The organism is Streptomyces ochraceiscleroticus (genome assembly GCF_000720485.1).
Taxonomy (GTDB): domain Bacteria; phylum Actinomycetota; class Actinomycetes; order Streptomycetales; family Streptomycetaceae; genus Streptomyces; species Streptomyces ochraceiscleroticus.
Genome location: NZ_JOAX01000005.1, coordinates 425,196 through 450,955 on the forward strand (window position 1 = coordinate 425,196; position 25,760 = coordinate 450,955).

Below are 25,760 nucleotides of genomic sequence, written 5' to 3' on the forward strand. Positions count from 1 at the left end.
TCCGCCTACTGCTGGCCGGGCGTCACCAGGGCGGGCCGCTGCCCGGCCTGTTCCTGCCCTGCCGACAGCATCCCACCGGACGGTTCTCGCTCATCCTCATCATCACCGTCCGGCGGGGCGCCGAGCTCCCAGTCCAGCCCGTACCGCTGGAACAGCTCACCCCGCAGCCGGGTGACCGGCATCGGCGCGCCCGGCAGCAGTACGGCGACCACAGCGCCCATGAGGAGCGCGCGCAGCAGCGGATAGTCGGTGTCGGGGTCGGCCGAGCCGTACGCCACGACCGTGTCCCGCAGCAGTTGCGCGAGCCGCTGCTGCTCGGGGCACTGGATGAACCCCTCGGCGGTCAGGATGCCCGCCATGTGCGTCCGCATCAGCTTCGGCCGGTCCCGGGCCAGCCCGAGGACGGCGTCGATCGCCCGGGCCAGCAACTCCCGCCCGGCGTCCGGCCCGTCCGGATACGGCTCCCGGCTCAGCCCGGCCTCCAGGGACAGATGCATCAGCCGGTGCACAGCGGATTGCAGCAACTGCCGCTTACCGGGGAAGTAGTACGAGATCAGGCCACGCGCCGACCCGGCCCGCTCCGCGATGTCCCCCAGCGTCGTCGCTTCATACCCCCGCTCGTCCACCAGCTCGACCGTCGCCTGCAGCAGCCGTTCCCGGGAACGCCGCCGCAATTCTTCGTTGACCGATGCGCTGCGGGGGGACATGCTGTAACTCCTGCGTTGACTGGCTCTTGGCCAATATACTCAGCGAGCCGCCGGACGCCGGCCCCACCCCGGGCCAGTATCCGGTCAAGCCGCCTGCTTCGGGCGACGCGGGGGATCGCCCGAAGCAGGTCCAAGCATCTCCGGTCCGGAGGTCTCTGACCAGCGTTTTTGCTGGTCAGGTCCACTGTGCCGTGTAGAACTCAAGTTGCAGGTGTGGCCATCTCTGACCGTCTCTGGGCGGACCAATGCTGACCCAAGCTGCCTCTGCTGACTACCTGTCAGGTTTGGTGAAGCCGTGAGCCGCCCCTGCCAGGGCCCAGCCCGAGCACCGGTCGAGGGGGCGGCTGCACTGCCGCTGCGTTGTCCGTGCGGGTGGGTGGGTTGGTGAGGCGGGGGTCCGGCGTCCGACCGGCCAGCGGGTTTGGTGCCGGGCGGGCCCCAGTACTGCCGGGTATTTCCTCCGGCCGTGCGGGGTCCACTGCCTGGCGCCGAATCGCGCTGCACCCGACGGTTCGCGCTCTACCGCTTCGCGTTCATCCGAGATCGGCCGAGGAACCTGCTGTGGCTGGCTGGGAGCTGATGGCTGGCAGCTGACTTGGCGCCTTGGCTGGCCGTGATCATTAGTAGCGCCTGGCTCGTGATCATGTCGTTGAGAGCTCGTCTGGCCGATCGGGGAGTTTCCGGGGGGCGGTGAGCAAATTGCCTGGTCTGCTAGCAGGCGAGAAGACTCATTCAGGCACTGCTGGTAGCGGATCTCCGCAGTGATCAGGCAGTGATCAGGAAGGGGCGTCGTTCTCTGGATTTTCATGGCTGGTCAGGCGGCTCCGGAGTGCTTGGAGGATGTTGGCCTGGTGCTGATCGGTAGGTATAGGGGAGTGGAGACAGGCGCAGAGACCGTCGGACCCGAACATCGCGGTGAGCCTAGCCAGGGTGTCGTCGTCGATAAGTGAGGAGGAAGGAAGATCCGCCGGGCTGATGAGAGCGGCCAGGAGGGGGAGGAGGGCCCACTTGTCCTCCAGCCGTTGACGCAGCCAGGCAGAGACGCTGTCGGGAGCGGTGTGGTGCCATACCCAGATCAGGGTGCTCTCCAATTCGGTGAGGTCATCGGCGGGCCGTGCTACCGCCGGCGCCAGGTGTTGGGTAAATCGGCTTACGAGGCCATCGAGGGCCTGCCCGACCCAGCTTTCGGCGGCCTGCGCTCCCTCGGAGTCGGCGTCGTCCGAGTTGGTAACGCGGTGGAAAACCCGGGCGCCAGGATCGCGCCGTCGGGGGTAGCGGCCATCGAGGCCAGCATTTGGGGCCGCTCGTGGGCCGGGATGCGAGGAGATCCTGGGCCAGAAACCGTAGGCTCCACTCGGCTGACACCAGCCCCATGACCTGCGGATCGGCGGTCAGGTGTCCGCAGCAGTCAGCCATGGCCTGGAGGAGCGCGGCGGCGGGAACCGGAATGCCGCCTGTGCGACGGTGCTGGATCCTGCGCGTGATCCGGTGAGTATCTGCCCGAAGCCGGAGCAGCAACTCGGCCGCTTCCTCGTGCGGTGTGCCGGCCTCCCAGCTGGGCCAGTGCTCGGTCGAAGACGGCTTCGGAGAGGTCATCGTTCGGAACACCGAAGACGATGTACCGGTCGAAGTAGTCGTCGCTGCCGATGCCCCGCCGCTCCGCGACAGCTTTCACGTCTCCACCATGGCCAAGTGCCTGGCGGATGGGAACGAACATCAGGGACAGGAGGCTGAGCATGCCTTCGATGTGTTCCTCGGCTACGCCGGCATCGCGTAGGCGGGCCCGCCACTGCTCGACCCGCTGGTCGGGCTGGGTGTCGCGTCATGCGGTCGGATGGAAGCTGGTGCCCGTCAGCTCGGCGCGGTGGCGTGCCAGCATCCGGTAGACGCCGGGTTCGCTGGTGCGCAGGAAGGTGACAAGCAGGAAGTCGACGAGGTCCACGTTGTGGACGAGAGAACCGAGGGTGGCGTCGGCTTGCCCGAAGTATCGCTTGATAGCCCGTGGCGTTTTCAGCCTGTCCTGCAGGTGACGGAAGTACGCTTCGGAAAAACGCTGCTGTTCCCCCGGCTTCATGGACAGGCCATGAGAGTCCAAGAGGGCGTTGAGCGCGCGGATGCTCATGGCGGCCGCGTCGCGTTCACGGAATACTGGGAGGTCGAGCCGCACCTGGATGATCTTTCGGTCGGCGAGCTTGGTCATCTTCGCCCGCAGCGGCTCCAGTTTGCCGCGCACCGAAGTGTCCAGGCCCAGCCGTTCGCCGACCGCCCTGACCTGCACCGGGCCGTCGAAGTCCCGCACGATCGCCAGGATCTTACGGTAGTTGCCGGGCAGGGCGGCCTCGTCGCCAGTCTCGCTGCGGTGCGGGATCAGAAGTACTGCCCGGCCCGCCACCCGGGCGGGAATCGGTGCAACGGCCTCGGCCGGTCCTGCTCGGCCAGCCGGCTCAGGACCCGCTCGGCGACTATCGGTTCCTCCCGCTCGGCCTGGACCTCATGCAGCTGCTTGGCCAACCCCTCGGTGAGCGTGTCCAGTTCACTCCGGCGAGCCGTGATCCGCTCCAGTTCCTGCATTCCCACGCCCTCTCACGATCTCCAGGCGAACCGGCCCGATGACGGTTCGTAAGAGCGGCACGGCGGGCGGCGCAGCCGAAACCGACAACGCCTCCGGCCGACAGGCCAGACGATCTTCACCATGGACACCGGCCAACGACCAACATGAGTACCCTGCCCGCTCCTCACACCAGACCCGTGACCTGCGAACTTCACGTCGCATGGGCCTCAATGATCCGCAATTGCTCGTATGAACTTCGCCCCGTATTCGACTGGCAGGGGTGCTGAGGAAGGGCCCTGCAACCGACGGGTGCAGGGCCCTTCCTCACGCCGGCGGCGGGGAAGCGATGTCGTTGCCGAGTTCGGGGATTCTGCCTTCGGCCATGCGGAGCGAGGGGCTGTGGTGCCTTCCTGTCGGTTTCTCGCGTGAGTTCGGAGGCCGGTACTTCAGAACAGCATGCTCATGGGCAGGAGCAGGAGGATGGCCACGACTGAGGCCACCGAGACGCTGACGGTGCAGGTCTTGAGAGTGCCACGGGTGGTCTGCCCCATCAGCGACTGCAGCAGCCAGAAAGTGTTGCTGGTTACGTGCACGGCGAACAGTGAGCCCGCCCCTGCGGCCAGCGCGATCAGCACCGGGTCGATGCCGAGCCCGGGCGCGATCGGCCCGAGAATGCCGGCCGCCGTGATGGCCGAGATGGTGACCGAGCCGACGGCGATGTGCAGGACCGCGGCGATCGCCCAGACCATCAGCAGCGGCGAGAAGGTGTGGGCGGTGAAGTATCCGCGCAGGATGTCGCCCAGGCCGCCGGCCGCTACTACCGCCGCCAGCGAGCCGCCGACCGCGGTCAGGATGAGGATCTGACCGCTCTCCTTGAAGCCACTGGCGATCGCCTTCTCCACCCGCTTTTGGCCCACGACGACACGGCCGATGAAGACGGTGCCGATGAGCCCGGTGAGCAGGGCGACTACCGGGTCCGAGGCAAACGTCAGCACCTCATTCTTCCAGCCCGCAGCCTCGGCGATCGCGCCGGTGGCGATCATCAGCAGGGCGACGATGAGCGGGGCGAAGCGCACGAGCAGGCGAGGACCGCCTGCCTCACCGCCCGCTCCATCCTGGGATCCGCCGGAATTGGTAGCCGTCGGCCCGCTCGCCGGTGCGGCGTCCCGCCATGCCGGCGTCTTCGGCACCGTCCCGGCCGCCTGCGCGGCCCCCACAGCTGCGGCGGCCTTCACGGGCTCCGTGGTCTCCGCCGTCTCGACGCTCTGCGCGTCGTCGCTCTCGTCGGTGGCGCTGTTCCAGAAGCCCCGCCGGAACAGGAAGGTCATGATCGTCACCGAGATGAGGATCGTCGGGATGGTCAGCGCCAGGCCCCAGAGCAGCATCGTGCCGAGCGGGACGTGCAGCAGAGCCGCCAGGGCGAGCGCGCCGACGCCCGGCACCATGAGGACGATGCCGCACTCGAGTCCGATGGCCATGGCGGCGGCCATGCGGGGCGTGCCCAGCGGGCCGATCCGGCGGGAGGCGGAGCGTGCCAGCGGAGCGGAGATCACCAGCAGCACGTCCAGGTAAATCGACTGCAGCAGGGTGCCGATGGTCAGCGACATCGAATAGGGCAGGCGCTTGGGGCCGAACAGCCGGAGCAGATGTTTGACCAACTGCTCGATGGCGCCCATCTCTTGGAGTATCGAGCCCATCAGCACGCCGAAGGCGATGAGCAGGCCGACCTCGGCCATGATGTCGCCGAAGCCGCCTGTGATCGTTTTGACCGTCTTGCCGAAGCCGAGCTGGGTCACTAGCCCCAGGTAGAGCGAACCCAGTGTCAGGGAGATCACTGGGTTCACGCGGAAGCGAACGATCAGCACCACGATGGCGACGATCGCTACCGCTGTGTTGATCAGGACTGTGATGTCTGACATCCACTCGTTCCTTCGATGCGACGGCGGTGAAGGCGACGGCTCGGACACGCGTCGCCAGCTGTGCCTGAAATCAGCCTGCAACCATTTAGTGGGATGGCCACTCATGATGAAGGCGGCCGTCAGGCGGGTCAATACTCCAGGCCTGGCGAATCTGACAGTCTTACTTAGCGACTTTGCTGGTGACCGTAGTACGGACGGGGGTTGACCCGCGCAGCGGAATCCCGCATCTTGAGTTCGCAACTCACGATGTGGATATCGAGCGAGAGGCTTGCTGATGTCTGAACTGAGTCAGAGCAGAAGCGAGGCACCCGGGCCGCTGGCCGGTCTGCGGGTGCTGGAGCTGGGCAACTTCATCGCAGCACCCTCGGCCGGCCGCCTGATGGCGGACTTCGGGGCCGATGTCATCAAGGTGGAGCGCCCCCTGGGCGGCGATGAGCTGCGCCGGTGGCGGCTCCACGAGGGCGATACCTCGCTGCTGTTCCGCGTGATGAACCGGAACAAGCGGTCCATCACGCTGGATCTGAAACAATCCGAGGGCCGTGCGGTCGCCCTCGACCTGATCCGGCGCTCCGATGTGGTGCTGGAGAATTTCCGGCCCGGGACCTTGGAACGCTGGGGACTCGGAATCGAGCAGATGCGCGAGGTGAACCGGGGCGTGATCCTGGCCCGCATCTCGGGCTACGGGCAGAGCGGTCCCTACCGAGACCGCCCCGGCTTCGGCGGCGTGGCGGAGGCCACCGGCGGGCTGAGGCATCTCACCGGCTATCCCGACCGGCCGCCCACCCGGGTCGGCATCAGCCTCGCCGACTCCGTTGCTGGCCTGTATGCGGTCATCGGCGCTCTGACCGCGCTACACCGCCGTGGCGTCACCGGTCAGGGAGAGGTGGTGGATGTCGCGCTGTATGAGGCGGTCTACTCCCTGATGGAGTCCCTGACCCCCGACTACGACGCCTTCCAGGTCGAGCGGGAGCGCACTGGCAGCTCACTGCCGGGGATCGCGCCGTCCAACACCTATCTGTGCGGCGACGGCCGTTACGTCGTCATCAGCGGCAACGGGGACTCGATCTTCAAGCGGCTGATGCGGGTGATCGGTCGCCCGGAGCTGGCCGAGGACCCGGAGCTGGCCGACAACGCGGGCCGGGTGCGGCACGCCGGGAAGCTGGACGCCGCCCTTTCGGCCTGGACCGAGGAGCTGCCGCACGAGGAAGTGCTGCAGCGGCTGGAAGAGGGCCAGATTCCTTCCGGTCCGATCTTTACGGCAGCCGAGATCACCAAGGATCCGCACTATGCGGCCCGCGGCATGCTGGAGCGGCACCGGGTAACCATCACGCCGGGTCAGGAGCGGGAGGTGGCCTTCCCCGGCATCGTGCCCAAGTTCACCGAGGCCCCCGGGCGCACCCGGTGGCTCGGCCCGGAGCTGGGCGAGCACACCGATGCCGTACTGGCCGAGCTGGGGATCGACGACATACGCCGTGGGGAACTGCGGGACCTGGGAGTGGTGTAAGTGAGTGACACAGCGGGCACGGTCGATCATGTTCTGATCACGGATGTTCTGCTCCGTGATGGGTTTCAGATTGAGCCGGTGGTCATTCCGACCGCCGATAAGATCCGGCTGGCCTATGGGCTGCTGGACGCCGGGCTGACCTCGCTGGAGATCGGCTCGTTCGTTCACCCGGGGAAGGTCCCGCAGATGGCGGACACCGATCAACTGGTCTCCGAACTGCGGCCCGGAGAGTCGGCGGCGCTGCACACCTTGGTCTTCAACGAGCGGGGAGCGCGCCGGGCGCTGGCGGCCGGCGCCCGCAACGTCCGCCTTATCGTCTCGGCGAGCGACGGCCACAGCCAGGCCAACGCCGGAGTGCCCAGTCAGGCGGCCCTGGCCCGGCTGCGTCCTGCCGCGGCGCTGCTGACCGAGGCTCAGGTGCGGATTGAGGCATGCATCGCCACGGCTTTCGTCTGTCCGTTCGATGGCGAGACCAGTCCCGACACGGTGGTGGGTCTGGCCCGGCAGTTGAGCGCGTTGGGCATCCGGGTGCTCCATCTCGCCGACACGATCGGCGCGGCCAGCCCTTGGCACATCCGGCGAACGGTCTCCGCCGTGCGCACGGCGTTGCCGGATTTGCCACTGGGGCTGCATCTGCACAACACCTACGGCATGGCCTCGGCGAACGCCTGGGAAGCACTTCAGCTGGGCGTCCGCCGCTTCGACGCCTCGTTGGGCGGGATCGGCGGCTGCCCGTTCGCCCCCGGCGCGGCGGGGAACATCGCCACCGACGATCTCGTCAACCTCTGTCACCACGCGGGGATCAGCACCGGGATCGATGCAGAGAAACTCGTCGCTCTCCGGGAGGAACTCCACGCGTTGCTGGGACGTAAGCTCGACTCCGCGCTGTCCGCCGTGCCGGCGACGCCGGTGGCCCTGCGTACAGCGGTCACCACCGGCTGACGTACGGTATGTCCGCGTAGGCAGCTGAGTCCGGCGGGGAGACACGGGTGATGAGCACGAGCGACAAGGCGGGGACGCCGCAACTTCTGGTGTTGCAGAAGATCCGCCAGATCCTGGAGTGCTTCACCATCGAACAGCCCGAGCTGAGCCTCCAGCAGATCACCCGGGCCACCGGTCTCCCCGCCAGCACCTGCCAGCGGCTGGTGAACAATCTGCTGCGCGAGGGCTTCCTGGACCGCAACGGCGACACGTACCGCATCGGTCTCGGCCTGGTGCGGTGGGCGGCCCCGGGCACCTTCGGCCTGGACATGGTGCAGCTCACCCGACCGGCGCTCCAGCAACTGCGCGACCGGACGGGCGAGTCGGCCTGCCTCTATGTACGAGATGGTCCCTTCCGTACAGTGGTGGGGCTCGCCGAGACCCACCATGCGGTCATGCGGCTGTTTATGGTGGGCATGGTGATGTCCCTGCACGCGGGCTCGGCCGGCAAGGTCTTCATGGCGTTCGACCCCACGGCACGCCGGGCTGCGGTCGGCCACGGGCTCACCCCGCACACGTCCCGCACCGTGGTCGACATCGACCTGCTGGACCAGCAGCTGGAGGAGGTCCGCAGGGTCGGCTATTCGGCGTCGTTCGAAGAACGCGACGTCGGCGCGGCCTCGATCAGCGCTCCGGTCTTCGGAAGCACCGGCGAACTGGTGGCGGCCCTGGGCATCGGAGCGCCGACGCAGCGCCTGACCCCCGCCGACGTGAGCCGCCTCGCGCCTCAGGTCATCGAGGCAGCCGAAGAAGCCTCCCGCCGCCTCGGCTACCGCCCCGGCATCCGTCGGGCTCCCCTGGCCACCGACTCAGCCACCGAGCGCTGACCGGTCCCACTCAGGCCCACGCCGCGCACAAGGCCCTGCTGCACAGCTGGGCCCTCGGCGGGATCGCGTCGGCGGACCGGGATCTCTTCGACCTGTCAGTACCGCTGTTCGCAACGCAGGACGCCCGCACCGGCCTGGAGTCCGCCGCCGCAGCGCTACGGGCGGGCAACCCCCGCCCGGCTCTGGACTTCCACGGCTGCTGACACCCGCCGAGTACTGGGATGCCTTCGCCCCGACCGCGCCGTTGTACGCCGGGGCGAAGGCAGGGCTGGGGACTGCAAGAAGAACGGCCCTGCACTACAAGATCCGCCGCGACTGCCGCCAGCGCGGCATCGGCCTCCGGCATGCCATCCGAGCGGTCGCCCCCATGCATAACCTCGCGCTGGCCGCGTGACTAGGACAACCCCGGAACCGCGTTGCCCATGTAGGAGCCGAGGAGTGACTTGCCCTCGCCCGCGAAGGCCCGCGCGGGAACTTCCAGCACGCGGTCGGGCGTGGGGAGGACTTCTTCGGAAACCCGATCATCATCAGCCCACCGGTGATCGGCTTCTGCCGGCGGAAACACTGACACCTGCGGTTCGGCCGGAGGGGTGCCCACCGGCTCGTGACGGCGAGCGTTACAGGGGTGTCGTCCGGGCACGGCCCACCGTCCAGACCGCTCAGCCAGGAGGGGAGGACGGCCGCTCCGGCCGCGGACAACGCGTTGCGGGAACTTCGGTACCCAGGAGGTCTTCCATCGCGGCTGTCATCCCGGCGACGAGGTCGCGTCGCGGGTCTATGAGCCACTGGAGTTGGAGTCCGTCCCACAGTGCGATAAGGGACCCCGCGATCTCTTGGGGATCCCTGCTGTTGGAGATGCGGCCCTTCTCCTGGTCCCGCCGAATGACCATCGCGGCGGTGGCGATGACCCTCTCGTACCTGTCACGGAACCACTGATGCGCGGGGTGGTCCGGAGCTGAGGATTCCGCAGCCATGAGGGCGAGCAGCCGCAGCATCTCTTGCCGCTCCAGGTTGCGGCGAACGTACTGCAGGACGGCGTACGCGACGCCCTCTCCCCGGCTGTCCGATTCGAAGGAGTCGATGCTTGCGGAGTCGGCGTTCTCAAGGACGGCCACCAGGAGCGCGCTTTTGCTGGGGAAGTGGTGCACCACGCTGGTCAGGCTGAGATCGAGTTGTTTCGCGATCTCTCGCAGGGACCCGCCTCGGTAGCCGCACGCTGAGAAGACGGATGTGGCGGAGCTGATGATCTCGGCTCGTCGCCGCGCGCTCTTGGCGTAGGGCCCCCGCCGGGCGACTGGGCGAATCTCTTCGGTCATGGCATCAACCCTATGGCGGCAAGGTGCCGGTCACGCCGCCCTTCGCCGCCTCCCCAGGGCGCTCCCGTCGCGCCGATCGGCTGTGCGCGGAGCCGGCGACAGCAGCGGCGGCGGGCCCAACTTCAATCTGTCGAAACTGTGGCACCTGTTCGGTTTTCGCTGTACCTTCTCGCTCACCTACCAGACGTGCGGAAGAGCCGCTCACGCATTCATCGGGTGGAGAGGATCGGACAAGGATGTTCAGACCACAGGCCGTGAGGACACTCGTTGTCGGTTTGGCCGCCGCGCTGCTTCTGACGGGTTGCGGCCGAACCGACAGCAAGCAGGGTCAGGGGTCGGCAGGTGCCCCCATCGACAGCTCACCTGCCACCGGCGACATCGCTGTGTGGGCGATGGGCACGGAGGGTGAGCTCCTGCCCAAGCTGGCTGCCCGGTTCGAGAAGGCGAACCCTGACGCGAGGGTGAAGGTCACGGCGGTTCCGTGGCAGGACTACGGCAAGAAGGTCGAAACGGCGATCGCGTCCGGTGACACCCCGGACGCGACTTTGGTGGGTTCCGCCGATCTTGCGACGTTCGCGACCACGGGAGGGCTGGAGCAAGTCCCGCCGAAGCTGGTCGACGACTCGGCCTTCTATCCAGGCGCCGTCCAAAGCAGTGCGTTCGAGGGGGCTCGGTACGGCGTCCCCTGGTACGTGGAGACCCGCTGCCTCTTCTACCGGAAGGACATGGCACGGGCCGCCGGAATGTCTCCGCCCAAGACCTGGGACGACTACCGCCCGTTCCTCAAGGCTCTCCAGAAGGAAGGCGCCAAGTGGGGCCTCTCGTTGCCCACCGGGGCCGCCCAGAGCTGGCAGAGCGTCCTGCCCTTCATGTGGCAGGCCGGAGCCCGGCTCATGAACGAGAACAAGAGCGAGTTCACCTTCGATACCCCTGAGGCGCTCACGGGGCTGAGGTTTTACCAGTCGTTCTTCGCTTCGAAGACCGTGAGCCCGAATGGCCCGGTGAGCCTCGGCGAGATCGAGCCGGAGTTTGTTGCCGGCTCCACTGCCGCACTCATCTCGGGCCCGTGGGAGCAAGGGCTGCTGAAGTCCGCCGGTGGCGCGTCCTTCGTCGATGACAAGGTGGGGATCGCACCGCTCCCGGCGGGGCCGGCTTCCAATGCCAGCTACGTCGGCAGCGGGCAATGGGCAGTGTTCCAGAACGCCGAGAACCGTGAGGGGGCCTGGAAGTTCATCCGGTGGATGGCCCGGCCCGACAGCCAGACGGCGTGGTATGAACTGTCCGGCGACCTTCCCGCCGTGCAGTCGGCCTGGAACGCAGGAAAGATCGCGACCGATCCTGCCCTGGCCGTTTTCCGGTCTCAGCTCAAGACCGCGCAGCCGGGCCCGACTGCCGCGAGGTGGAAGCAAGTCACCGCGGTATTCGATGCCGAGATCGAGAAGGTCGCCAAGGGCGTCTCTTCACCAGAAGAGGCTCTGCACCGGATCCAGGCCAAGGCGTCGACGATCGGAACCGGAGACCAGCGATGACTTCGCCCGCCTCTGTGAAAGCATCGCCGGACCGCGCCGTCGGCCCGCGGCGAACGGCACCGCCAAGGGCCATGTCAAGCCTTCGACGCACACTGATGGCTTGGGGCTTCTGCTCACCGTTCGTCGCGCTGTTCGCCACCTTCGGTGTCTGGCCGGTCTTCTCCTCGCTGTCGATGAGCGTAACCGACATCACCAGCCGGGACGTGCGGACACCATTCAGCGTCAACTTCGTGGGTCTCGACAACTACAGCGCCCTGTTCGCGGATCCGACGTTCGTCCGCGCGGTCCTCAACACACTCTATTTCGTCGCCGTGGGAATTCCTCTGACGATGGTGATCGCCCTCGCCCTCGCCGTCGCACTCAACTCAGGGATACGGCGCGCGAAAGCACTCTTCCGGGTCGGGTACTTCGCCCCCGTGGTGACGAGCATTGTGGCAGTCGCGGTGGTGTGGAGGTACCTCTACAAGCCGGACGGGATGATCAATTCCGCCCTTGCCGCCATAGGAATCCACGGCCCCGACTGGCTGAACGATCCGCACTGGTCGATGCCCGCGCTCATCCTGATGGCAGTGTGGCGCCACTTCGGCATTCCCATGGTGATCTTCCTGGCGGGACTGCAATCGGTGCCTGCCGAACTGCACGAGGCGGCACGCATGGACGGCGCTACACGATGGCGCGCTTTCCGGAGTATCACTCTGCCACTTCTCAGGCCGACCACCCTGATCGTCGCGATACTTCTGAGCATCAGTTACCTTCAGTTCTTCGAAGAACCGTTCGTGATGACGAGTGGTGGCCCCCTGGACAGCACGGTATCGATCAGCTATTACGCGTACCGGCAATTCGGATTCGGCAATTACGGTTTGGCCTCCGCCGCCTCCTACGTGCTGGTGACCGCGATCGCGCTGCTCAGCTTCGTTCAATTCCGAATCTTCCGAGCGAAAGTCTGACATGGCTACCATGACCGCAAGGACGGTTCCGGCCGACCGAGCCGCCGGCGCACCCCGAAGCACCCGGACCGCCCGTACTTTGCTTTACGGCACCTTGATCCTTGGCCTCCTCGCGACGCTGGCTCCGTTCGCGTGGATGTTCCTCGGGTCGGTCAAGCCGACTGGTGAAATAGTCGCTCATCCTAGTACGTGGCTCCCCGACTCTCCGACCCTTGTCAACTTCGACCGGTTGCTTTCGAAGCAGAACTTCGGACTGTACTTCTTCAACAGTTCGCTGGTTGCCATGGCCTGCGTCATGGGGAATCTGCTTTTCTGCTCCATGGCAGGGTATGCGTTGGCGAAGATCGAGTTCGCTGGGAAACGCGTCCTGTTCAGCCTCGTCCTCACGATGTTGATCATCCCGGGCGTCACCACGTTCGTACCGCTCTTCGTCCTGGTCAGCAACATGGGCCTGAGCAACTCCTACCTGGGGCTTATCCTGCCGTTCCTCGTGACGCCGCTCGGCGTATTCCTCATGCGCCAGTTCGTCCACGACATCCCGGATTCCCTCGTCGAGGCGGCCCGGCTCGACGGCGCGGGTGAAGTCCGGACCTTTCTCAGCGTGATCCTTCCGCTCTGCCGACCTGCTCTGGCGACACTGGCGATCTTGACGTTCCTCGCGCAGTGGAACAACTTCCTGTGGCCACTCGTGGTCGCGCAGACCGAGGAGCATTACACGCTGCCGGTTGCGCTCGCGTTGTTCTCAGTGGGAGCCAACGGCACCAACTACGGCCTGCTGCTGGCCGGCGCGGTAACCGTCGTCACGCCGATCATCCTGCTCTTCCTGGTCCTCCAGAAACACTTCATCCAGGGAATCGCCAACACCGGCATCAAATAGCCGGGGTGCCATCAGCATCGACTGGCTGCTGCCGGTTCACACGTCGATCCGGCCACGGCCTGACGGTTGGAGTCAAGCGCGGTCCCTTCCACCCGCACGAGGACCCCGGACGAGCCGAACCTGATGAGCTGCGCGAAGCCAACGTGGACGGCTTCCAGCTGATCGAAAGCGGACTGCCGCGATCACGCTCCGCCGATCCCGCGAGTCGACGGCACCCGCGGTCGCCTGAGCCTGACCAACGCGGGCGACGGCCCGCGCAACGACCCGTTGCCATCCGGGACTGGCATGGCGCACTCCGAGGCTTGCTCTCTACTCATCGACCACCGCGTGACCATCACGCGAGGAACAGGAGAACCGACGATGCTTCGCCCGCAGGACGGCCCCACCCGTGAACGCCGCTCACTGGGCGGCCTGTGGAGGCTCCGACTCGACCCGGAGGGAGTCGGCCGCACCGAAGGCTGGTGGCGTTCACCGCTCGCTGCTGCCGTGGACATCCCGGTACCGGCCAGCTATAACGACATCTTCCCTGATGTGACAGTCCGCGACCACGTCGGCGACGCGTGGTACCAGACGAGCATGTGGGTGCCGGCCCGATGGGCAGGCGAACGGATCGTCCTGCGGTTCGACGCAGCCACACACCGCGCCACCGTCTGGGTCAACGACACCGAGGTCGCGGCACACGAAGGCGGCTACACCCCGTTCGAGGCCGACGTCACCGCACACCTGCGGCCCGGAGCCGAGAACCGTGTCACCGCCGTGGTCAACAACGAACTGACGTGGGGTTCGATACCGCCGGGCCGTGTCGAGGAACGCCCCGACGGCCGCCGAGCGCAGCGGTACTTCCATGACTTCTTCAACTACGCGGGCCTGCACCGGCCGGTCTGGCTCTACACCACGCCCCGCACGCATATCAGCGACATCACCGTGGTCACGAGCTTCGAGGGCATGACCGGCGTGGTGGGCTACCGAGTGGACTGCTCCGGGGAGGCGAACTCGGTCCATGTGTCGCTGCGCGACGCCTCGGGCACCGAGGTGGCCGCCGCCATCGGTGCGGTCGGCACACTACGGGTGCCCGACGTGCACCCCTGGGCACCGGGCGACGGCTACCTCTACGAACTCGAGGCCACGCTGTCGGACACCTCGGGCTATGTCATCGACGGCTATCGCCAGCCCGTCGGCGTGCGCACGGTGGAGGTGCGGGGCAAGCAGTTCCTGATCAACGGAACCCCCTTCTATTTCAAAGGATTCGGCAAGCACGAGGACGCCGCGGTGCGCGGCAGAGGCCATGACGACGTGCTGATGGTGCATGACTTCGCGCTGATGGAGTGGACCGGTGCGAACTCGTTCAGGACCTCGCACTACCCCTACGCGGAAGAGGTCCTCGACTACGCCGACCGGCACGGTGTGGTCGTGATCGACGAGACTGCGGCGGTCGGCCTGAATCTCAACATCGCCGGAGGTGTCTTCAAGTCCGGCAAGCAGGTGTCCACGTTCTCTCAGCACACCATCGGGGAAACAGCTCAGCGCACCCACCTGCAGGCGATCCGGGAACTCGTCGCGCGGGACAAGAACCACCCCAGCGTCGTCCTCTGGTCCATCGCCAACGAGCCCGACAACGTCCAACCGGAGGCGCGCGACTATTTCGCCCCCCTGGCGGCCGAAGCCCGCCGCCTGGACTCCACCCGGCCCGTTGCCTATGTCAACGCGCTGATGGGATCACCGGACCAGTGTGCGGTCACCGACCTGTTCGACGTCGTACTGCTCAACCGTTACTACGGCTGGTACTTCGGCCCCGATGACCTGGCGGCGGCCGAGACTGAGCTGGAAGCCGAACTGCGGCAGTGGGTGGAGCAGTACGACAAACCCATCGTCATCACCGAGTACGGCGCCGACACCTACCCCGGTCTGCGCAGCGCTGTGCCCAGCCCGTGGACCGAGGAGTACCAGACGGAGCTGCTCGAGGTGTATCACCGGGTGTTCGACCGAATCGACGCAGTAGTGGGAGAACAGGTATGGCACTTCGCCGACTTCGCCACCGCGCCCGGCGTCTTCCGCGTCGACGGGAACAAGAAGGGGGTCTTCACGCGTGAGCGCCGCCCGAAGAGCGCCGCCTTCAGCCTGCGCACCCGCTGGCGTAAGGCTGACTGAGAGCGAGGCCGATCACACTCTCAGTGGCCGGGCCCGCTACTACGCGCAGTTCACTAAGGATGAGGCGCCTCTCCGCCATCACACACATCGCCGAGACCGAGGAGCAGGCGCGCAGGGACTGCGCCCACGGTTTCGAGGAGATCTGGAACTACCTCGCCCACGTCTCGCCGCTGCCCGCTTCGGAGAAGCCGGACGTCGAGGGAATGATCGACGACGCCATCGCGTCCGGGGCGGTCCTGATCGGGACGCCGGACACGGCCATCGAGCTCATCCGGAAGCTGGCGGACCAGACCGGTGGTTTCGGCAGTTCCGTGATGACGCTGACCGACTTCACCACCTTCGACCGGCAGAAGCGTGCTGTCGAGCTCTGGGCCGAGTACGTCATCCCGGAGTTCCGGGGCCAGTTGCAGCCCGTCCGCGAGCACAACGCGTGGGCCCGTGACAACGAGTGGAAGACCAGCACCATGGCGGAGATCAACGCCGCTTCCGCGAAGTACGCCCAGCAGAAGCAGGCCCAGCAGAAGTAGGCCCAGTAGCCGGGCAAGGCTGGCTGACCTATGGAGGTCCCATGTTCCGCCGTAACCCTGAGGTGGACCTACCTTCAGCTGTTGTCCGAAACCGATGAGCAGCGGCAGCTGCGCGCGGTCCTGCGGGACTTCTTCACCGAAGCGACAGGCCCGTCGGAACGCACGAGAGAAGTCCACACCGTCAGTGGGGAGTCCGGCCATGAGCTGATCGAGACCGCAGGGGGCGACGGCCGTAGACCACCAGCTGATCGCTGCGGCGTACAGGTCTGGCGGATTCATCCCCGCCGAGCCGGCCTCGGCTTGCGTCATTTCCTCGAGCGGCCCTCGCAAGGCGATGTATCGCTGTTCTTCGTGGTCCCCAGTTCTGACGTTTCGACCCCGAGAAGCGATCCTGGCCTGGTAGGTCAGGGCCGGCCGCCACGTACCAGGAAGGCCAGCACGAGCCCGATGAGGACCCCGACCGTGGCCGTCCCGATCACGAGACCGTACGCCCCGGTCTGCGGATGCTGTGTGCCAGGAACCACGGAACTCGACAGGACCAACGCGAATATCGAGAGGCTCACGGCCTGGAAAAGACTCCGAATCACCGTGGAGAATCCCATGCCTGCGCTCATGTTTTCTTTAGGCAGGACCTCGGCGAGCAGATTGGGAATCGCGGTCAACGCGAAGGTGACGCCGACGGCGGTCAGCGCGAGCACGACGACCATGAGCGGAAGGCTTTCCCGAAGGAGGAAATGGCTGGGTATGGCGACCGTCAGGAGCGCCATGCCGAGGAGCATGGAGCGCTTCGCGCCGACCCGCCGGGCTACCACACCGGAGACCGGCGCGAAAAGAAAACCGAGGATGGACAGGCCGAGTGCCATCGTCCCGAACAGCGACGGTCTCATACCCAGCCCCACGGGCGCACCATCGGGCGACTGGAACAGCAGCGGTTGCACCAGTTGCATTCCGCCGATTGCGCCGAACCCGAAGAAGGCGACGATGCCCATCGTCAGCGCGTACTTAGGGACGGTGAGCAGGCGGAGGTTCAGCATCGGTTCCGGCACGCGCAGCTCCCACCACACCCAGAACAGACAGAAGAGAGCCCCCGCGACGGTGGTCCCGAGCACCACGGGACTGGTCCATTCACCGGTCTGCGAGGCAGTTACGCCGTAGAGGAGCAGCGTCAGGGCAGGAATGAACAGGGCAGCACCGACCACGTCGATCTTCCCGCCCTTGACGTGGGACACGGGCGACGGGCTCAGGCAGAAGTGGCACAGCACGGCCGCGAACGCGGCCAGGGCCGCCGCTGCAACGAAGATCGCCTGCCACGTGGCGAATTGGATCAGCACGCCCGAAACGAAGTATCCGACCCCTCCGGCCAGGGTCGCCGTCCCCGCCACGACCGCTACCGTCATCGGAACCCGCCGGGGCTCCACCGCCTCGCGTGAGATGCCCATCACAAGCGGCAGTACGGCACCGGAAGCGCCCTGAATGGTGCGTCCAGCGATGATCGCCGGAAAGGTTCCGAATCCGACGCTGACCACCGAGCCGAGAATGGACAGCAACAGGATGATGCTGAGGACCTTCTTACGGCCGAAGAGGTCGCCGAGTTTGCCGCCGATCACGGCAGATGCGGCGACCATCAGCGTGAATCCGGTGAGGGCCCAGCCGGCATCGGTCGTCTTGAGGTGGAAATCGGCGATCAGCTTCGGCACTGCTGAAGTGAGCATCGCCGCCTCGAAGGCACTGGTCGCTTCGGCGGCGATGAGCGCGGTGAGCACCAGCGGGAACGGCTGCAATCGATGCTCGTCAGGATTGACGGAAGCCATCATCCTGCCTTTCCTGCTGTCAGGGCCGTCAACGGTACGCACGGTCCGCCCCTGGGGCGTGGTCGTGACCCGGGTGGTGCGCGGCCGGTTCGTACGGCGGCCCGCCCCCTCTTCCTGGAGCAGTACGCAGGGTTCGGGTTCGGTCAGGACGAGGGTGACATCGTCGTCGGTAGCGAAGTCGGTGTGCCGCCCAGGTCGCATGCACCGAGGCGGCGGTCAGGCGACTGTCCAGCTGAGTGGATGCCAGCAGTGGTCACGTCATCAGCACACCGATCAGGTTGGTACGGCTGCCCGTGGCGACAGCGGCGGCAACGACGCCCGGGCCGACAGCGCCGATCAGCCAGAGCCATCTGGCGGAGGAGACAAAACCCATCCGCCTCTCCTCTCTCCATTCCGGAGGCATGGCAGAACCGTTCACACATAGCAGCCGCCCAGCGCTCGCCTCACCGACTGGCGGCAACCGAGTGGAAACAACCGCGGCGCATCCCACATACGACCGGTTCTCTCGCCACCTCGCCTGTTTCAGCGGCAATCGACGGAACCTGTCGTCGCAAAGGGGTCAGTCCCAGCCGGGTAGGTCCTGTGAGGTGCCCGGGCGAGAGGCGCTCGGCGTGCTCAGAATGTGGGCGATGCCGGTGTCCGGGTCGGTCTCGTACCCGGTGCGGAACGCTGTCTCGAAGGCGTGGTTCCCGAGGGCGTGGCGGAGTTGCTGTTCGCAGGCATGGCGCACGGCGATGTGCTCCGGAACGCCGAACTGTATCCGGCCGAGGATGTCCCAGACCTGCTGGGCCAGACCGAGCAGGTGGGCGGCGCGCTCGGCGTGCCCGCGGGCAGCCGCGGCCCGGGCGAGCAGGTCGAGACAGATCGCCACGCCCGGACGGTCGTGCAGCCGGTGGTTGACCTCCAGGGAGGTCCGGGCGCAGGCGTGGGCGGCCTGCGGGTTGCCGCGGGCCAGCTCGATGCGTGCCTGATGCCAGTCGGCGGTGGCCCGCGCCCACCGCTCGCCGCGCCGGGCGCACAGGGCGCGCAGCTCCTCCAGTTCGGCGACGGCGTCCTCGAACCGCCCCCGGGCGGCCTGCACCTTGGCGAGGCCGACGTGCACACACTGCGTGGCGAGGGTGAGTTCGCCGGGGCGCCGATGGGGACGCAGGGACTCCATGGTGGACACCACCTCGTCCAGGTCGCCGCGTATCCACGCCGCGCTATGAGTGGTGACCAGGGCGAGGGTCAACGCGTCGCTGTCACCGAGCTGTTCGGCCACTGCGGTGCACTCCTGGGCCAGGGCCGTGCCGGTGCAGGTGTCGCCTTGCAGCAGGGCGGTGAGGGCGCAGGCCCACAGGGCCTTGTTGCGGGCCCGGCTGGGCGCGGTGTCCAGCGCCAGGGCTCGCTCCAGATAGTGCTGGCCCTCTTTGAGAAACCCGCAGGGATACCACAGGAACCACAGCGCCCCGGCCAGATCCAGCGCTGTATGTCCCTCAGGCTCGGTCAGACAGAACTCCAGGGCGGCGCGCAGGTTGTCGTGCTCGCTGCAGACCCGGTCGAACCAGGCGAACTCGTCAGGACCGAACCAGGCCGTGTCGCCCGCGCGGGCCAGCGCCAGGTAGAAGTCTCGGTGGCGGCGGTGCAGCCGGCGCCGCTCGCCCAGGAGGCGCAGCCAGTGGGCGCCGTATTCGCGGATGGTATCGAGCATCCGGTACCGCTCCCCGGCCGCGGTCGGCTGCCAGATGAGGAGGGACTCGTGCACCAGCTTGCCGAGCAGCTTCGGGATCTGCTCGGCGGGCAGATGCTCATCGGCGCACACCTGCATCGCCACCGCGGGGTCGAAAGACCCGGCGAATACCGACAGGCGAGCCCACAGCAACCGCTCGGCGGGGGTGCACAGTTGATGGCTCCAGCCGATCGCGGTGCGCAGCGCCCGATGCCAAGGGGGTACTTCCCTGATGGAGGGAAGCCGAGAGCTCGCGGGAGCGTCTGCCTCGTGCGTCGGCTCCTCGGTGGTCTTGAGCACCGTGAACCGGTCCTCCAGCCGCCGGGTCAGCTCGGTCAGCGGCAGCTCGCCGAGCCGGGCGGCGGCCAGCTCGATCGCCAGCGGAAGCCCTTCCAGCCGCCGGCACAAGGCCGCTGCCTGTGGCCAGTTGGCCTCGGTGACCGCGAAGCCGGGCACGGCCGCCGCGGCCCGGTCCGCCAACAGCGCCACCGCATCCCCCGCGTCCCCCGCGTCCTCGCCCGGGGCGGGGGCGCCCGCCTTGGGGACCGGCAGCGGCTCCAGGGTGAACACCTCCTCCACCATCATGTCGAGCGGGCGGCGGCTGGTGGCCACGATCCGCAGACCCGGGGCGGCCCGTAGCAGCGTCTCGGCCACCAACGCGCAGGCTTCAGGGAGGTGTTCACAGGTGTCCAAGATCAGCAGCACCTCCCGGCCGGCCAGGTGATCCGCCACCACATCGATCATGGGGCACAGGGCCTGGTCGGCCACCGACAGCGCCTCCGCGATGGCGAACGGCAGTACGCTGCCCTTCCGCAGCGGAGACAGCTCCACCAGCCATGCCCCGTCCCGGAACCATGGCTGCAGATCGGCCGCGGCCTGCAGGGCCAGCCGAGTCTTGCCGACCCCGCCCACCCCGGTCACGGTCACCAGCCGGGCTCTTGCCACCAGCCTCCGCAGCTGCGCCAGTTCCGGTTCGCGCCCCACTGTCCGGGTGGCCTGCGCGGGCAGGTTCCCCATTCCCTGCTGCATCCCCACCTCAATCACCCACTCCTGCAAGGCACTTATCGGTCAGAAAAACAGTACTGGTACTGCAGCCGCAGTTGTGGTCGGCAGGTTCGGCCGCGGGTCCTGGAGCAGCCATTCAGGGACACAGCAGGTCAGATGTCCAGGTAACTCAGTACCTGGTTGCGATCTTCCGCAACGCGCCCTGTGGGCGGATTGGCGCGGGCGTTGGGCCGGTGCTGAAAGGACCATGTTTTCGGGCGTAGTCTGGTGGCAGGTCAGTGCTGGTTGTTTCCGGGTGGTCTCCACCCAGTCCCCGTGCATGATGCTTCCGGTCCGGTCGCTGACACCGCCGATCGGAGGCCGTGATGCCCCTCCCGCCCCTGCCCGCCGCAGACCCGCCCCCCCGGCGAGTCTCCGCCCCCGCGTGAGATGCGGGTGGCCGCCGCGCTGATCGATCTGGCCGACACCCTGGTCGCCGACTTCGACCCCGCTGACTTCCTCTACCGCGTCGCCGAACACTGCATGGACCTGCTCGACATCGGCGACGCCGGGGTGATGCTGGCGCTGCCGGGCACCGGACCGCTGCGCCTGGTGGCCACCACCTCCGAACAGGTCCGTCTGGTGGAGCTCTTCGAGCTCGACGCCCGCGAAGGCCCCTGCTTCACCGCGTACCACGACGCCGTTCCCGTCGACCACACGGACCTGACCACCTCCCGCCGCTGGCCGGAGTTCAGCGTCCGCGCCCGCGGTGCCGGCTACCTGTCCGTGCATGCCAGCCCGATCCTGCTGCGGAAGGAGACCATCGGGGTACTGAACCTCTTCCGCCGCGTCCCCGGCGCCCTGTCCGAGGCCGACCGCCATCTGGCCCGGGCCCTGGCGGATGCCACCGCCATCTCCTTGCTTCAGCAGACCACCCTGGACCACCACCGCACCCTGAGCGCACAGCTCCAAGGAGCCCTGGACACCCGCACCGTCATCGAGCAGGCCAAGGGCTATCTCACCTCCCACCACGCCATCGACCCCGACACCGCTTTCCAGCGCCTGCGCTGCCACGCTCGTCATCATCAGATGCGCATCGCGGATCTGGCCCGTGAAGTCGTCGAGGGCACCGTCGCCCTCCCTTTCCCGCCCAGTACGGAGGAGGGCCGGCCGCACGACGGGAAAACTCTCTGACTCGTCTGTTTCTCACCTCGTCGACAGGCGAGGTGGCTTCACTGTCCGCTGTGGTGAGGGGATGAAGGCTTCCAGCAGCGCCTGGATGGGCAGGCCGGCCTCTGCCGGATGGCGGAAGGTGCCCTCCGGGCGGAGGGCGTAGTGGGTGCGTCGACCGATCCGCTCCCGGCGGAGGTAACCGGCCGCTTCGAGGTCGCAGACCACGGTCTGGGCAGTGCGCTCGGCGATCTGACACGCCGCCGCGATATCACAGAGGCGCGCGGCGGGGTCGCGCGCGATGGCCAGGAGTACGTGGGCATGTTTGGTGAGGAAACTCCACCCTCCGACGTGCCACTCCACCATGACCCCTGCCCCTTCGATACCGCCCACCGGGGACGCCGGCTGGGACGGTGTGTCCTGGCACCTGCTCCTCGGCCGGCGCCGGGCAGCTGCCTTCTCACCATCCAGCGCCCCGCATGGAGGGGCTGCGGACTCCCGTACGGCTCGCGCATGCCCGGTGAACGCGAGACAAAACCGGTGCTCGTGGCGCGCGGGTTGTGTGAGCCGTTTGGGAACCTCCGTAGGGATCGCCGGACGGGGTAGGTCTGCGGGATGGAGCGGGGCGAGGGTCATTGTCCCGGATCACCGCGGGAGCGCTGACATGGGCTGGGATGGACCGGAAAACGGCGCAGTGGACGGCGAGGACGATGAGGGGCCGCTGCTGGAGGCGTGCGACGAGTGCGGCCGCGTGAGGGAGCCAGGGCTGTGGGAGGGCGGCGATCCGTTGCTGTCCGTCCTGCCGGACTCCTCAGCGATCTGTGCGCGCCACCCTGGGCGCGACGGCAAGAGACTGGTCATGGTCTGCTCGGCCCGGTGCCTGCGGTCTGCGCAGATCCGGGCAGGCTTCGCATGGCTGGACGCCCGGCGCCGAGCCGCGGAGCACGGGAAAGAGCCTGGCGGGCCGGGCGGGTCCGACGGTGGGTCATCAACGTGATCGCCACCCAGGTGATCAGCGCCTCACTGTGCTGTGGTCAGGTCGGCGGCGATCGTCTCCAGTGCCGTGTGGTTGCGGCGACCAGACCGACCGGATGCCCTTCACGACCGAAGCGCCGGGCGGTAGTGGCACCGAGTCCCGGCCCGGCGCCGACCACGACGAAGGCACCTGCGGGGTTCACTGTCCCTCCAGGTCTGCGCTCCTGGTGAGAGATTCATTGGCATCGATCTCCTGGTGCAGGCGCTCAAGGCGAGCCCGTGCACCTGCCAGGGCGTCCGAACCGAGAAGCAGGCGCAGGGGCGGCCGGTCGGCATACACCGTTTCTGCGATTGCCGCGGCGGCCTTTGCCGGGTCGCCGGGCTGGCGGCCGGAGGCTGCGAGTGTGGAGGCGCGGCGCTTGCCTGCGGTTTCTTCGTAGTCCTCCAGCCGCAAGGGGGACAGTTGCATGGACCGTCCCGCCCACTCGGTGCGCAGACCACCCGGCTCCACGATCGTCACCCCGATTCCCAGCGGGGCGAGCTCGGCTGCCAGTGACTCGGAAAGTCCCTCCAGAGCGAACTTGGTGGCGTGGTAGTAGCCCGTGGCCGCGAACGCGGCGAGCCCGCCGAATGAGGAAACGTTGACGATGCGTCCCGAGCGGCGGGCTCGCATGCCGGGCAGAACGGCCTTGAGAACGGTCACCACGCCGTGCACGTTGGTGTCGAAGATGGCCCGCACGGCTGCGTCTTCGCCTTCCTCGACGGCCGCGAGGTACCCGTAGCCGGCGTTGTTGACCAGCACATCGATGCGCCCGAAGTGCTCCTCGCAGGAGGTGACCGCGGCAGCGACCGAGTCCGGGTCGGTGACGTCCAGGCTCAGGGCCAGCGCTCGGTTGCGGTACCGGTCGGCGAGGTCGGTGACGGCGGCTCGGTCACGGGCGGTGACCGCGACTCGGTCACCGCGGCCGAGAACGTGCTCGGCGAGGGCGCGGCCCAGGCCGCTGGAGCAGCCAGTGATCAGCCATACGGAAGTTTCGTCGGTGCTGTTGAACATGTCTCCATGCAACCGACAGATGCGGCCCGGTGCCACACCCCCTCAAGGGTGGCTCTCGCAGGGACAGCTTCCCGTTCATGCCGGACGCACGATGAGCCGTTCCCAGCGGTAAAGTCGCATTTCATGGCTCGTGATGACACTCCGCTCGGTTCCTTCCTGCGCAGTCGCCGGGAAAAGGTCGACGCCGCTTCCGCCGGTATCGTCGACCACACCCGGCGTCGGGTCAGGGGACTGCGCCGAGAGGAGCTGGCGCTTCTGGCGGGCATCAGTCCGTCGTACTACACACGGCTTGAGCAGGGGCGTGACCGCAACCCTTCCCGGGAGATCCTGGAAGCCCTGGCCCGCACCCTGGGCCTCGACGACACGGAACGCGCCTACCTGTGGTCTCTTGCCGCCCCTTCTCTGACTCCCGCTCAACCCGATATGGCAACCAGCCGGACCGTACGGTCAGGGGTGGAGTATCTCCTGCACCGCTGGCGTGACCTGCCGGCATTCGTCGTGAGTCCCCGCCGTGACGTCCTGGCGGGCACGGACCTGGCCGCGCGGGTCAATCCAGCCTGGAACGCGGGCCGCAATCTGATCGAATTCACCTTTCTTGACCCCCGGGCACGCCAGGTCTACCCCGACTGGAAAGACATCACCCTTCAGGCTGTCGCCGGCCTGAGGGCCACCGCGGCAGCACGTCGCCCGGAAGTCGACGCGCTTGTAGCCGACATGCGTGCTCAGAGCGGAACCTTCCGGGCGCTCTGGGACTCCCACGACGTGTACGACCGGGTCATGGGACAGAAACGGATCGCGGTCGACGGAGCCGGAGTGCTCCGGCTCGACTTCGAGACGTTCGCGCTGGCGGGCTCCGAGGGGCACGTTCTGTACGTGTATTTCGGCGCGCCGACCAGCCCTGATGAACGGAAGCTGGACGAGCTTGCCCGGAGCATGCAGTCACCGGACTCGCCACGGTGATCTGGGTTCGGCAGCACGTCTCGTGGCTCGGACGAGGCACCACACCCAACGACCATGGCCCCTGGCGCGATAGGCGGGGTGTCGCAGAGGCTATGACGGACCTATGGTGCGCCCCGTGAATTGGGGGGACACAGATCAGCACTCTCATCGGCGCCGTGCTGGGCATCAGCGCGACGCTGTTAGAGGGCATCTGATCAATGTTCACGCGGATGTGAGTGGGATGTCCGTTTCGGTTCGCCACGTTGGTGTGGATTCTCCGGTCAGTTCGCGAGACATTTTGTTAGCCATCGCCCAGTGGACCATCGCCTGGGATCGCTGCGGTAGGGCTTCGTAGTTCCGTGCCAGGCGCCGGTGCTGCATCAGCCAGCCAAAGGTTCGCTCGATCACCCACCGCTTCGGAAGCGGTTCAAACCCCTTCGCACGTGGCCGCCGCGCGACCTCGACATCGATGCCCAGCCGGGCGCCGTGGTGGAGAATGCTGCTCTGGTAACCGCCGTCGGCCCAGACCTTCGTCACGCTGGGATGGGCCGCGGCCAGCTGGTCGAGCAGGAGCTTGCCACCGCTGGTGTCGTGCACATTCGTGGCGGTGACAAGGACAGCCAGCACCAGACCGAGCGCGTCAGTGATCAGGTGTCGCTTGCGTCCTTTGATCTTCTTGCCGGCGTCGATGCCCTGACTGGCCTCGGCGACGTTTGCCGAGGTCTTGACGCTTTGGGCGTTCACCACGCCCGCGGTCGGCTCCGTTTTGCGGCCGTGAGCCCGCCGGGTCCTGTCGCGTAACAGGTCGTGGACCTGCCGGGTGGTCCCGTCAGCTTCCCACTTCGCGTAGTAGTCGTAGACCGTCTTGTACGGCGGGAAGTCGTGCGGCAGGTACTCCCATGGGATGCCGGTGCGGTTGACCTACAGGATCGCATTGACGATCTCCCGCAGATCGTGCACCCGGGCTGCCGCCCCCGGCCCGGTCCGTCTCGCCCGCCAGGCCGTGAAGACCGGCTCGATCAAAGCCCAGCGGGCATCGGACACATCACTGCGGTACGAACGACGAGCACTCACACACCGCGCAACGACCGTCAACGCCACAAGTCACAAAACCATCCCAGAACACCAACTACCTAGATCAGATGCTCTCTTAGCGCACTTGCACTTCTTGCGGAACGTGCCCATGCCGTGGGCGAGCGTCTTGCCGGCCAAGATGAAACTTCTCCGTCCAATGCTGACACTTTGCTGACCTGCGGACTGGAGAAGCTGTTCTGACCTGCATATAC

General features: G+C 67.1%; 20 protein-coding genes and 2 pseudogenes. 11 read left to right on the plus strand and 11 right to left on the minus strand.

Features of this window, described 5'->3' with window-relative positions:
- Positions 1-5: 5 nt before the first annotated feature.
- A complete protein-coding gene (locus tag IG84_RS0109685; protein ID WP_031053899.1) occupies positions 6-707 on the minus strand; it encodes a TetR/AcrR family transcriptional regulator in 702 nt (233 codons plus the stop codon).
- A 1,540-nt stretch (positions 708-2,247) separates the two neighbouring features.
- On the opposite strand from IG84_RS0109685, the gene IG84_RS38795 reads away from it, so the two are divergent.
- On the plus strand, positions 2,248-2,484 hold the full coding sequence (locus tag IG84_RS38795; protein ID WP_051861558.1) for a hypothetical protein: 237 nt from the start codon (positions 2,248-2,250) through the stop codon (positions 2,482-2,484).
- A gap of 45 nt (positions 2,485-2,529) precedes the next feature.
- On the opposite strand, the gene IG84_RS42120 is transcribed toward IG84_RS38795, so the two are convergent.
- The 3 genes from IG84_RS42120 to IG84_RS0109705 all read right to left on the minus strand — a co-directional run bounded on the left by IG84_RS42120 (position 2,530) and on the right by IG84_RS0109705 (position 5,309).
- Entirely contained in the window at positions 2,530-3,099 is a 570-nt protein-coding gene (locus IG84_RS42120; protein WP_245659283.1) for a hypothetical protein, read from the minus strand.
- Positions 3,075-3,284 (minus strand): hypothetical protein, encoded by a 210-nt coding sequence (locus tag IG84_RS40525; protein WP_107053842.1) that lies wholly within the window; start codon positions 3,282-3,284, stop codon positions 3,075-3,077. The genes IG84_RS42120 and IG84_RS40525 overlap by 25 nt, the downstream gene beginning before the upstream one ends.
- A gap of 420 nt (positions 3,285-3,704) precedes the next feature.
- Entirely contained in the window at positions 3,705-5,309 is a 1,605-nt protein-coding gene (locus IG84_RS0109705) for a GntP family permease (RefSeq protein ID WP_245659284.1), read from the minus strand.
- Between the two features lie 142 nt (positions 5,310-5,451).
- Here IG84_RS0109705 and IG84_RS0109710 point away from each other — a divergent pair, with 142 nt between their 5' ends.
- Genes IG84_RS0109710 through IG84_RS0109720 form a run of 3 tightly spaced genes read left to right on the plus strand, consistent with a single transcriptional unit; the run spans position 5,452 to position 8,489 of the window.
- The gene (locus IG84_RS0109710) at positions 5,452-6,681 is read left to right on the plus strand and encodes a CaiB/BaiF CoA transferase family protein (RefSeq protein WP_031053904.1); all 1,230 of its coding nucleotides are present in this window, start codon (positions 5,452-5,454) and stop codon (positions 6,679-6,681) included.
- Positions 6,682-7,623: a hydroxymethylglutaryl-CoA lyase gene (locus tag IG84_RS0109715; RefSeq protein ID WP_031053907.1), complete on the plus strand. Its 942-nt coding sequence runs from the start codon at positions 6,682-6,684 to the stop codon at positions 7,621-7,623. It abuts the gene before it with no gap.
- Between the two features lie 50 nt (positions 7,624-7,673).
- Positions 7,674-8,489, plus strand: coding sequence for an IclR family transcriptional regulator (locus IG84_RS0109720; protein ID WP_031053910.1), 816 nt, complete (start codon positions 7,674-7,676; stop codon positions 8,487-8,489).
- 406 nt (positions 8,490-8,895) lie between these two features.
- Here the strand turns inward: IG84_RS0109720 and IG84_RS42775 are convergent.
- Positions 8,896-8,991, minus strand: a pseudogene (locus tag IG84_RS42775) (alcohol dehydrogenase); the annotation flags it as partial.
- A 157-nt stretch (positions 8,992-9,148) separates the two neighbouring features.
- Positions 9,149-9,805, minus strand: a complete 657-nt coding sequence (locus tag IG84_RS0109725; protein ID WP_051861559.1) for a TetR/AcrR family transcriptional regulator — start codon at positions 9,803-9,805, stop codon at positions 9,149-9,151.
- Positions 9,806-10,041: 236 nt separating this feature from the next.
- On the opposite strand from IG84_RS0109725, the gene IG84_RS0109730 reads away from it, so the two are divergent.
- The 5 genes from IG84_RS0109730 to IG84_RS0109750 all read left to right on the plus strand — a co-directional run bounded on the left by IG84_RS0109730 (position 10,042) and on the right by IG84_RS0109750 (position 15,833).
- Positions 10,042-11,334 carry a sugar ABC transporter substrate-binding protein gene (locus IG84_RS0109730; protein WP_031053914.1) on the plus strand — a complete coding sequence of 431 codons (1,293 nt, stop codon included), beginning with the start codon at positions 10,042-10,044 and terminating at the stop codon, positions 11,332-11,334.
- Between the two features lie 95 nt (positions 11,335-11,429).
- Positions 11,430-12,281 carry a carbohydrate ABC transporter permease gene (locus IG84_RS0109735; protein WP_342668416.1) on the plus strand — a complete coding sequence of 284 codons (852 nt, stop codon included), beginning with the start codon at positions 11,430-11,432 and terminating at the stop codon, positions 12,279-12,281.
- Positions 12,282-12,291: 10 nt separating this feature from the next.
- Positions 12,292-13,158, plus strand: a complete 867-nt coding sequence (locus tag IG84_RS0109740; RefSeq protein ID WP_051861577.1) for a carbohydrate ABC transporter permease — start codon at positions 12,292-12,294, stop codon at positions 13,156-13,158.
- A 360-nt stretch (positions 13,159-13,518) separates the two neighbouring features.
- Positions 13,519-15,306: a beta-glucuronidase gene (gene uidA, locus IG84_RS0109745; RefSeq protein WP_031053920.1), complete on the plus strand. Its 1,788-nt coding sequence runs from the start codon at positions 13,519-13,521 to the stop codon at positions 15,304-15,306.
- A 59-nt stretch (positions 15,307-15,365) separates the two neighbouring features.
- On the plus strand, positions 15,366-15,833 hold the full coding sequence (locus IG84_RS0109750; RefSeq protein WP_031053922.1) for a hypothetical protein: 468 nt from the start codon (positions 15,366-15,368) through the stop codon (positions 15,831-15,833).
- A 404-nt stretch (positions 15,834-16,237) separates the two neighbouring features.
- Here the strand turns inward: IG84_RS0109750 and IG84_RS0109755 are convergent, their stop codons facing one another.
- Both IG84_RS0109755 and IG84_RS0109765 read right to left on the minus strand, forming a co-directional pair.
- Positions 16,238-17,686 carry an MFS transporter gene (locus IG84_RS0109755; RefSeq protein WP_169749868.1) on the minus strand — a complete coding sequence of 483 codons (1,449 nt, stop codon included), beginning with the start codon at positions 17,684-17,686 and terminating at the stop codon, positions 16,238-16,240.
- Positions 17,687-18,203: 517 nt separating this feature from the next.
- Positions 18,204-20,369: an ATP-binding protein gene (locus tag IG84_RS0109765; protein WP_051861561.1), complete on the minus strand. Its 2,166-nt coding sequence runs from the start codon at positions 20,367-20,369 to the stop codon at positions 18,204-18,206.
- Positions 20,370-20,786: 417 nt separating this feature from the next.
- Between IG84_RS0109765 and IG84_RS0109770 the strand changes: the two genes are divergently transcribed.
- The gene (locus IG84_RS0109770; RefSeq protein WP_063761770.1) at positions 20,787-21,530 is read left to right on the plus strand and encodes a GAF and ANTAR domain-containing protein; all 744 of its coding nucleotides are present in this window, start codon (positions 20,787-20,789) and stop codon (positions 21,528-21,530) included.
- Positions 21,531-21,542: 12 nt separating this feature from the next.
- Here the strand turns inward: IG84_RS0109770 and IG84_RS0109775 are convergent, their stop codons facing one another.
- Together IG84_RS0109775 and IG84_RS0109785 are read right to left on the minus strand one after the other, a co-directional pair.
- Entirely contained in the window at positions 21,543-21,872 is a 330-nt protein-coding gene (locus IG84_RS0109775) for a helix-turn-helix transcriptional regulator (RefSeq protein ID WP_051861562.1), read from the minus strand.
- A gap of 808 nt (positions 21,873-22,680) precedes the next feature.
- Positions 22,681-23,535: an oxidoreductase gene (locus IG84_RS0109785; RefSeq protein ID WP_031053935.1), complete on the minus strand. Its 855-nt coding sequence runs from the start codon at positions 23,533-23,535 to the stop codon at positions 22,681-22,683.
- Between the two features lie 123 nt (positions 23,536-23,658).
- Between IG84_RS0109785 and IG84_RS0109790 the strand changes: the two genes are divergently transcribed.
- On the plus strand, positions 23,659-24,495 hold the full coding sequence (locus IG84_RS0109790; RefSeq protein ID WP_031053938.1) for a helix-turn-helix domain-containing protein: 837 nt from the start codon (positions 23,659-23,661) through the stop codon (positions 24,493-24,495).
- A 201-nt stretch (positions 24,496-24,696) separates the two neighbouring features.
- Here the strand turns inward: IG84_RS0109790 and IG84_RS37820 are convergent.
- Positions 24,697-25,548 (minus strand): annotated as a pseudogene (locus IG84_RS37820) (IS5 family transposase).
- Between the last annotated feature and the right edge of the window lie 212 nt (positions 25,549-25,760).